Source organism: Klebsiella sp. HMSC25G12, assembly GCF_001807705.1.
Classification (GTDB): Bacteria; Pseudomonadota; Gammaproteobacteria; order Enterobacterales; family Enterobacteriaceae; genus Klebsiella; species Klebsiella variicola.
In genome coordinates, this window is record NZ_KV789870.1 from 1 (window position 1) to 9,399 (window position 9,399).

The 9,399-nt window shown below is 59.5% G+C and carries 8 protein-coding genes; 4 read left to right on the plus strand and 4 right to left on the minus strand.

Annotated features, from left to right (window positions below; translation table 11 throughout):
• The 3 genes from HMPREF3096_RS09865 to HMPREF3096_RS09875 form a co-directional block, all read left to right on the plus strand.
• Positions 1-348: transketolase-like TK C-terminal-containing protein (locus tag HMPREF3096_RS09865; protein WP_323807204.1), on the plus strand; the 348-nt coding region annotated here is incomplete at its 5' end.
• A 237-nt stretch (positions 349-585) separates the two neighbouring features.
• The gene (locus tag HMPREF3096_RS09870) at positions 586-2,214 is read left to right on the plus strand and encodes a long-chain fatty acid--CoA ligase (protein WP_032729966.1); all 1,629 of its coding nucleotides are present in this window, start codon (positions 586-588) and stop codon (positions 2,212-2,214) included.
• On the plus strand, positions 2,211-3,935 hold the full coding sequence (locus HMPREF3096_RS09875) for an aldehyde dehydrogenase family protein (RefSeq protein ID WP_032729968.1): 1,725 nt from the start codon (positions 2,211-2,213) through the stop codon (positions 3,933-3,935). Before HMPREF3096_RS09870 ends, HMPREF3096_RS09875 begins: the two co-directional genes overlap by 4 nt.
• A gap of 44 nt (positions 3,936-3,979) precedes the next feature.
• On the opposite strand, the gene potD is transcribed toward HMPREF3096_RS09875, so the two are convergent.
• Genes potD through potA form a run of 4 tightly spaced genes read right to left on the minus strand, consistent with a single transcriptional unit; the run spans position 3,980 to position 7,782 of the window.
• Complete coding sequence (gene potD / locus HMPREF3096_RS09880) at positions 3,980-5,026, minus strand: spermidine/putrescine ABC transporter substrate-binding protein PotD (protein WP_023297371.1); 1,047 nt, start codon at positions 5,024-5,026, stop codon at positions 3,980-3,982.
• Positions 5,023-5,808 carry a spermidine/putrescine ABC transporter permease PotC gene (potC, locus tag HMPREF3096_RS09885; protein WP_012542218.1) on the minus strand — a complete coding sequence of 262 codons (786 nt, stop codon included), beginning with the start codon at positions 5,806-5,808 and terminating at the stop codon, positions 5,023-5,025. Before potC ends, potD begins: the two co-directional genes overlap by 4 nt.
• Positions 5,805-6,662: a spermidine/putrescine ABC transporter permease PotB gene (gene potB / locus HMPREF3096_RS09890; protein ID WP_070544413.1), complete on the minus strand. Its 858-nt coding sequence runs from the start codon at positions 6,660-6,662 to the stop codon at positions 5,805-5,807. The genes potC and potB overlap by 4 nt, the downstream gene beginning before the upstream one ends.
• The gene (gene potA, locus HMPREF3096_RS09895; RefSeq protein WP_012542217.1) at positions 6,646-7,782 is read right to left on the minus strand and encodes a spermidine/putrescine ABC transporter ATP-binding protein PotA; all 1,137 of its coding nucleotides are present in this window, start codon (positions 7,780-7,782) and stop codon (positions 6,646-6,648) included. Before potA ends, potB begins: the two co-directional genes overlap by 17 nt.
• A gap of 257 nt (positions 7,783-8,039) precedes the next feature.
• On the opposite strand from potA, the gene pepT reads away from it, so the two are divergent.
• On the plus strand, positions 8,040-9,272 hold the full coding sequence (gene pepT / locus HMPREF3096_RS09900; protein ID WP_012542216.1) for a peptidase T: 1,233 nt from the start codon (positions 8,040-8,042) through the stop codon (positions 9,270-9,272).
• Positions 9,273-9,399 lie beyond the last annotated feature (127 nt).

A 9,399-nucleotide genomic window follows, 5' to 3' on the forward strand; every position in this document is an offset into this window, starting at 1 on the left:
CAGCCGGAGCTGATCTTCATCGCCACCGGTTCCGAAGTGGAGCTGGCAGTGGCCGCGTGGGACAAACTGACTGCCGAAGGCGTGAAGGCGCGCGTGGTCTCCATGCCGTCCACCGACGCGTTCGACAAGCAGGATGCCGCTTATCGTGAATCCGTACTGCCGAAAGCCGTTTCTGCCCGCGTCGCGGTAGAAGCCGGTATCGCGGACTACTGGTTCAAATACGTTGGCCTGAACGGCGCTATCGTTGGCATGACCACCTTCGGTGAGTCTGCGCCGGCTGAGCAGCTGTTCGAAGAGTTCGGCTTCACCGTCGACAACGTGGTCGCTAAAGCGAAAGCGCTGCTGTAAATCCCCACTGCTATCGCCCGGCCCGCTGCCGGGCGATAGCCGCCCTAAGCAATGACCTGCCTGTTATGATTTCGTCTTTTTCCTCCTGAATCATTTCTTACTCTATTTTGTGCGTGACCGCTGATTTCTGTACGTTTTTTTGTGCAGACCGGCAAATGTAGACCAGATTCAATAGGCGCCCGCACGATCGCGCCGCGACCCTGTTCCCTGCCGGAAGTCTGTAAAGGAGACCCCGTAATGCCGTCACCGATGATTTATCAGGATCTCACCACTGCCGCGCTGCTCGGCCATGCGGCGCAATATCACAGCGAGACCGAGATTGTCTCGGTGAGTACTGGCGGTGAGCAGGAGCGCAGCAGCTGGGGGGAGGTGGCCAGCCGCGCTCAGCGGCTGGCGTCGGCGCTGGCGTCGCTGGGGCTGCCGCCAGGCGCCCGCTGCGCTACCCTGGCATGGAACAATCGCCGCCACCTGGAGATCTATTTTGCCGTCGCCTCCGGCGGCTGGGTGACACACACTGTCAACCCGCGGCTGTCGGTTGACCATCTGCGGTATATCCTCAACGACGCTGCCGACGAAGTGCTGTTTTTTGACCAGACCTTTCTGCCACTGGTGGCGCAGCTGCTGCCGCAGCTCCCGACGGTGAAACACATCGTGCTGATGGAACCCCGCAGCGAAGCGGCGCTCAGCCAGTTGCCCTCATTGCTGTTTTTTGACGATCTGTTGCAGCAGGGGACAGTAGACTATCGCTGGCCGCAGCTCAATGAACTGAACCCAGCTTCGCTCTGCTACACCTCGGGAACTACCGGCCGGCCGAAAGGGGTGTTGAATACCCATCGTTCGCTGGTCCTGCACGCCCTGAGCGGCAACCAGCCGGACGCCGCCGGCATATCGGCGAAGGACAGCCTGTTGCCGGTGGTGCCGATGTTCCATGTCAACGCGTGGGGGACGCCGTTTATCGCCGCTATGGTCGGCGCGCGGCTGGTGCTGCCGGGGCCGCACCTCGATGGCGACAGCCTGCTGCAGCTGCTGGCCGCCGAGAAGGTAACGGTGGGGTTTGGCGTGCCGGTGATCTGGGCCGGCTTGCTGGCGGCGATGCGCCGGACAGAGGTCCGGCTGCCTGAATTTAAACGTGCACTGGTTGGCGGCTCCGCGCTGCCGCCGTCGATGGCCGAGGCCTTTCAGCGTGATTACGGCATTGAACTGACCCACGCCTGGGGAATGACCGAAACATCGCCTATCGGCACCATCAACACGCCGTTGAGCAAACATGACGCGCTCCCGGCACAGGAGCAGCAAAAGCAGCGCGCCGGTCAGGGGCGGCCCATATTCGGCATCGAACTGCAGGTAGTGGACGTGGATGGCGAACCGTTGCCCCGGGATGGTCAAAGTCAGGGGTATCTGCAGGTCAGAGGGCACTGGGTGGTGGAGCAGTACTATGGTCAGGACGCGAGCGCCCTGACCGCGGGAGGCTGGTTTGATACCGGCGATATCGGTACGCTCGACGCCAATGGTTATCTGGTGATCTGCGATCGGGCAAAGGATATTATCAAGTCCGGTGGCGAGTGGATCTCCACCGTTGAGCTGGAGAATATCGCCATCGCGCATCCGGCGGTGCGTAGCGCGGCAGCCATCGCCGCCCGTCATCCGCGCTGGGACGAGCGGCCGGTGCTGCTGTGCGTTCGCGCGGAAGGGGGCGATGTGGAAGAGACCGATCTGCTGACCTGGTTTGAGACGCGGGTGCCAAAGTGGCAGATCCCGGACCGGGTGATATTTGTCGACGCGCTACCGGTCAGCGCCACGGGTAAGGTGCTCAAAAATCAACTGCGCCAGGCCTACGGAGAGATTTTAATGAGTGAGGGAAAATGAGCCATGCGCGACCCGGTCTGACGACCTGCTCTCAGTATGATGCTGCCCTGTACGCCTTGTCGGCGGCGCGCCAGCGTTGGGCGGAAACCTCGGTGAACCGTCGTCTGGCGCTGCTGCGCCAGATCAAGGATGCCCTGGCTGGTATTGCCCCGGCGTGGGTGGCCGCCGCGGCGGCGGCCAAAGGGCTGCGGGCGGGCGATCCGCTGGCGGGGGAGGAGTGGCTGGCGGGCCCCTGCGCGCTAATGGTCGGCTGCAACGGGCTCATCGCCACCCTGGAGCAGCTGGAAGAGAAGACCTTTCTGCGGCGGATCCCGCTGCGGACGCTGGCGGACGGCCGCCTGGCGCTGCGGGTGGTGCCCGGCACGCTCTGGGATCGACTGTTGCTGTCTGGGGTTCGCGCTGAGATATGGATGCAGCCAGGCGTCACCCGGGCCCATCTTGACCGCTATGCGGCGCGGGCATACGACATCCCGCCGGCCGCGCGGCAGGGCAAGCTGGCGCTGGTGCTTGGCGCCGGCAATGTGGCCTCGATTGCGCCACTGGATGTGCTACACAAGCTGTTTATTGAAAATCAGGTCTGCCTGCTGAAGCTCAACCCGGTGAATGATTATCTGCACGATCTGCTGGCCCAGGCCCTGGCACCGCTGATTGCCATGGATGCGCTCCGCATCGTCACCGGCGACGCCCAGGCGGGAGCATGGCTGACCAGCCATCCCGCTGTCGATGAGATCCATATCACCGGCTCTCGCGAGACCCATGACGTCATCGTCTGGGGCGACGGTGAAGCGGCTCGCCAGCGTCGGGCCGCCGGGACGCCGCTGAACCCGCGTCGGGTGACTTCGGAGCTGGGCGGCGTCAGCCCTACCATTATCGTACCCGGGCCGTGGAGCGAGGCGGATATTGCGTTTCAGGCGCAGCAGCTGGCGACGCAGAAGATGAACAACGGCGGGTTTAACTGCGTGGCCAGCCAGGTGCTGATCCTGCAGCAGGGCTGGGAGCCAGCGACGGGCTTGCTGAATCAGCTGTACCGACTGATCGCCGCGAATACCCGCCCGGACTACTACCCCGGCGCTGAAAAACGGCTGACCGACTTTCGCCTGCGCGCCCGCCAGCCGCTGGAGATAGCGCGCGGCGACGCGCTGCCGTTGATTGTGGCGAACACCGACGATGACCCGGCGCTCTGTCAGCAGGAGGTCTTTGGCCCGGGGCTGTCGGTCACTCGTCTTGAGGCCGACAGTGCGGAAAGTTTTCTGCGCCAGGCGATCGGCTATGCGAATCAGCGGCTGCAGGGCACGCTGGGGGCCAATATTGTGATCCATCCGCGCACCCGCAAAGCGATTGGACGTAAGCGTTTTAACGCGTTAATCGCTGAGCTGCGCTACGGCACGGTGGCGATCAACTGCTGGAGCGGGGTGGCCTTCCTGTTGGCCCCTTGCCCGTGGGGCGCGTTTCCCGGCCACACGCTCGACGATATTCAGAGCGGGCGGGGCAAGGTGCATAACAGCTTTATGCTGGAGAAAACCGAGCGCACGGTGATTGAGGCGCCGTTTCGGCCGTTTCCGCGCAGTCTGTGGCATGGCGAACTGACGCTGATGCCCCTGCCGCCCTGGTTTATTACCCACCGGGGGCAGGAAGCGGTGGCGCAGAAGCTGGTGGATTTTTATCATCGGCCGCGCTGGCGCAAGCTGCCGGCGATCCTCTGGCGCGCGCTGAGGGGCTAAGGTGAGAGCAAAAAAAGGCGGAACCGCGGTTCCGCCCTGCGGGATTAGCGGCCCGCTTTCAGCTTCTGGTAATACTCTTCATAAATGGCGCTGGCGCTGCCGACGTCATTCTGCCATTCGCCTTTCTCAATGGTCGCAGCGTCCGGATAGAGCGATTTATCGTTGGCCACTGCCGGGCTGAGCATTTTGCGCGCCGCCAGGTTTGGCGTGGGGTAGCCGATGGTTTCCGCGACCTGTTTGGCGACATCCGGGCGCAGCAGGAAGTTAATCAGCTTCAGCGCGCCGTCGACGTTTTTGGCATTCGCCGGGATCGACAGGCTGTCCATCCAGAAGATGCCGCCTTCTTTCGGCCAGATCACCTCCAGCGGGGTACCGGCCTGGCGTGCGACGTAAGCCGAGCCGTTCCATACCATTCCGAGGTTCACTTCGCCTTCCATATACGGGTTCGCCGGGTTATCGGAGTTAAACGCCGCGACGTTAGGCATTAACTTTTTCAGCTCGTTATAGGCGGCTTCAATCTCTTTCGGGTCGGTGGTGTTGCCGGAATAGCCCAGCTTACGCAGCGCCATCTGGAACACTTCGCGCGCGTCGTCGGTCAGCAGCAGGCTGCTTTTGTATTCCGACTTCCACAGGTCGGCCCAGCTGGTGATGGTTTTCGGATCAATCGCATCGCTGTTGACGCCGATAGCCGTCGCCCCCCAGATATAGGGAATGGAGTAGTCGTTATTCGGATCGAACGGTTTGTTCAGCATCTGCGGATCGAGGTTGCTGAAGTTAGTCAGCTTGCTCTTATCGATCTTCTGCAGCATGCCTTCTTTGCGCATCTTGTCGACGAAGTAGGTCGACGGGACGACCAGGTCGTACGCGCCGTCTTTATAGGTCTTGAGCTTGGCGTACATAGTTTCGTTCGACTCGTAGGTCGAATAGATGACCTTGATGCCGGTCTCTTTGGTGAACTGCTCCAGCAGGCCCGGCGGTACGTATTCGGTCCAGTTATAAAAATAGAGCGTTTTGCTATCGTCCGCGTGTGCGGCGCTCATGCCGATTGCCAGAGCGCCGGCTGCGAGCAGGTGGCGTGACCATTTTTTCATTTTAACGTCCCCTGAGTTTTATCACGTGCAATTAACTGACTGGCGATGACCATCACCAGCGACAGAACCAACAGAATCGTGGCCAGGGCGTTCACCTCAGGCGAAACGCCAACCTTGACCATCGAATAGATCTTCAGCGGCAGAATTTCATATCCCGGACCGGTCACGAACGAAGAGACCACCACGTCATCCATCGACAACGTGAAGCTCAGCAACCACCCGGCGGCGACCGCCGGCAGGGCCAGCGGCAGGATGATTTTGCGCAGGATGGTCATCTCGCTGGCGCCCAGATCTTTCGCCGCCTCCAGCATCCGCACATCAAAGCCTTTCAGCCGGGAGTAAACGGTGACCACCACAAACGGCAGGCAGAAGGTGATATGCGAAAACAGCAGCGACCAGAAACCAAGCTGAATACCGATCAGCATAAACAGCACCAGCAGGGAGATGGCCATGACAATATCGGGCGACATCATCACCACAAACAGCATGCCGCTAACGAACGGCTTGCCGCGAAAGCGGTAGCGGTACAGCGCCACGGCGGTCAGCGAGCCGATAAGGGTGGCGAAGGTTGCCGACAGCACCGCCATGGTCAGGGAATGCTGGGCGGCCTGCAGCAGGCTATCGTTGTTCATCAGCAGGCTATACCAGTCGGTGGTGAACCCCTGCCAGTTGATACCAAAGCGCGACCGGTTAAACGAGTTAACGATCAGAATAATAATAGGGATGTAGAGATACGCGTAGATGGCGGTCATAAAGCCGCCGCGCAGCAGTCGACCGATCATTCCAGCTCCACCTTTTTATTCAGCAGGCGCGCCGCGCGCCAGTAAATCAACAGCATCAGGCCCATCACCAGGGTTAAGGTAATGCTGGTAGCCGCGCCGAACGGCCAGTCGCGAATATTCAGGAACTGACTCTTGATCACGTTGCCGATCAGCAGGTTCTTGGCGCCGCCCATCAGGTCGGAAACGTAGAACAGCCCCATCGCCGGCAGCATCACCAGCAGACAGCCGGCGATGATCCCCGGCATGGTCAGCGGGATGATAATGCGGATAAAGGTCTGCAGCTTGCTGGCGCCGAGATCTTTCGCCGCTTCCAGCAGCGGGCGATCCAGTTTCTCAATGCTGGAGTAGAGCGGCATCACCATAAACGGCAGCAGGATATACACCAGGCCGATAATCACCGCCGAGGGGGTGAACATAATGCGTATCGGCGTGTCGATCACCCCTAACCACAGCAGGAACTCGTTCAGATAGCCTTTGGTACTGAGGAAAATCTTCAGCCCGTAAATACGGATCAACGAGTTGGTCCAGAAGGGAACGATCAGCAGAAACAGCAGCAGGGGGCGCACCTTCTGCGGCAGCCGGGCGAGGAACCACGCAAACGGGTAGCCCAGCGCCAGGCAGGCGAGGGTCGCCAGCAGCGCCATGTTCAGCGAATGCAGCAGCACGTCGTAGTTGAGCGGATCCAGCAGCCGCGAGTAGTTGTCTAGCGTGAAGACCAGCTTGACGAAGTTGGCGTCGTCGCGGGTCAGAAAGCTGGTGGCGATGATCATCAGGTTGGGCAGGAAGACAAACAGCACCAGCCAACCGACGATGGTGGCGATCACCACATTCTGGAATTTACTGGAGTTCTTCATCGGCCAGCACCACCTCCCAGCTCTCCACCCAATTGATAGACATTTTCTGGTCAAGAGAGTGGTCGAAATCCGGGTCGTCTTCGTTAAAGAACTCGCTGACCATCACCATTTTGCCGTTTTCCAGCTCGACCACCGACTCAAGGGTCATCCCCTTATAGTTACGCTCTCGCACATAGCCGATCAGGCCGTCGGCGTCGCTGTTGTGGTGGATCTCATCGACGCGCAGATCTTCCGGGCGCAGCAGGACGTGCAGACGCTGGCCGGCCTCCACGGCAAAATTGACGGTGATGTTGCACTCCCGTCCTTCGACGTTGGCACGCACGCGCTGCTCGTCGAGGCGCTCGATCACGGTGGCGTCGAAGATATTGATCTCGCCGATAAAGCTGGCGACGAACAGGTTTTTCGGCTCTTCGTAGATCTCTCGCGGGGTGCCGTCCTGTTCGATTTTGCCATCGCGCATGACCACGATGCGATCGGACATGGTCAGGGCCTCTTCCTGATCGTGGGTCACGAAGACGAAGGTGATCCCGAGCTTACGCTGCAGCGCTTTCAGTTCGTTCTGCATCTGCTTGCGCAACTTGTAATCCAGCGCCGAAAGGGATTCATCGAGCAGCAGCAGGCGCGGTTTGTTAACCACCGCGCGGGCGATGGCCACGCGCTGCTGCTGGCCGCCGGAGAGCTGGTGCGGTTTGCGCTGGGCAAAGTCTTCCAGCTGTACCATCTTTAAGGCATCCAGAACCCGCGGGGTGATTTCCGCCGCCGGGGTTTTCTGCATCCGCAGGCCAAAGGCGACGTTCTCGAATACCGTCATATGCGGAAACAGGGCGTAGCTTTGAAAGACGGTATTGACGTGGCGGTTTTCCGCCGGGACATGGGTGATATCGTGATCTTCGAGATGGATCCGTCCGCTGTCGACGTTTTCCAGGCCGGCGATAAGGCGCAGAACGGTGGTTTTACCGCAGCCAGAGGGGCCAAGCAGGGTGAGAAACTCACCATTGTTGATGGTCAGGTTAAGGTTATCGATGACCGTTTTACCATCAAAGCTCTTGCGAATTCCCGCCAGTTGCACCAGCGGCGAACGCGAACGCGGTTGTATATTCAATTTTTGACTCTGTCCCATGTAGACGCAACGGAAACTTCCGACCGCTGCGGGGTTTGTGATTAACCACCTTTGGGGTTGCACGTTTTTAATAAGGGCCAGCATTCTACGGCAAACAAGGGTAATCGCCAATCCTTGATACGCCTGCATAGTCTACCTTTACACCATAACGTCGGTTCCGTTATTAAATTTCGCTTTACGGGCTAAGAATGACCTGACGCAATATTTGTCTTTTCTGGCTTATGAATAATGTTGTCACAAAAGAAGAGGGTGGCTACATGGATAAATTGCTTGAGCGTTTTTTGCAGTACGTTTCTTTGGACACGCAGTCGAAGCCTGGCGTTCGTCAGGTCCCCAGCACGGAAGGGCAGTGGAAGCTGTTACGCCTGTTGCAGGCGCAGCTGGAAGAAATGGGACTGGTCAAGGTAACGCTGAGTGAAAAAGGGACGGTAATGGGAACCCTGCCCGCCAACGTGGAGGGCGATATCCCGGCCATCGGCTTTATCTCTCACGTCGATACTTCCCCGGATTTCAGCGGTAAAAACGTTAATCCGCAGATTGTCGAAAACTATCGCGGCGGCGATATCGCGCTGGGTATCGGCGATGAGGTGCTCTCCCCGGTGATGTTCCCGGTTCTGCATCAGCTTTTGGGGCAGACGCTGATCACCACCGACGGGAAAACGCTGCTGGGAGCGGACGACAAGGCCGGCATCGCCGAGATCATGACCGCGCTGGCGACCCTGCAGGCGAAAAACATCCCTCATGGCGATATCCGCGTGGCCTTCACCCCCGATGAAGAGGTCGGAAAAGGGGCGAAGCATTTCGATGTCGAGGCCTTTGATGCCCGCTGGGCCTATACCGTCGACGGCGGTGGCGTGGGGGAACTGGAGTTTGAAAACTTCAACGCCGCCTCGGTGACCATTAAGATTGTCGGCAATAACGTGCATCCCGGCACCGCAAAAGGGGTGATGGTCAATGCGCTGTCGCTGGCCGCGCGCATTCATGCCGAAGTGCCGGCCGACGAGGCGCCGGAGACCACCGAAGGTTATGAAGGCTTTTATCACCTCACCAGCATCAAAGGCAGCGTGGATCGGGCCGAGATGCACTACATCATCCGCGATTTTGACCGCAAGCACTTTGAGGCGCGTAAACGCAAGATGATGGAGATCGCCAAAAAGGTCGGCAAGGGGCTGCACCCGGACTGCTATATCGAGCTGGTGATCGAGGATAGTTATTACAACATGCATGAGCAGGTGATCGCCCATCCGCACGTGGTCGATATTGCCCGCCAGGCGATGGTGGACTGCGATATTGAACCGCAGATGAAGCCGATCCGCGGCGGCACTGACGGCGCGCAGCTCTCGTTTATGGGACTGCCGTGCCCGAATCTGTTTACCGGCGGCTACAACTATCACGGCAAACATGAGTTTGTCACCCTGGAAGGGATGGAGAAGGCGGTGCAGGTGATCGTGCGTATCGCCGAGCTGACGGCAACACGAAAAGGGAAATAGCCTTCGCAACCAGGCCGGTCATTCTGCTTGTCGCACAAGATGCCGGATGGCGGCTTCGCCCTATCCGGCCTACGACTCGTGCGATCTGATGCTAATTTACCCACTTGCGCGACTGAAACTGCCGGTG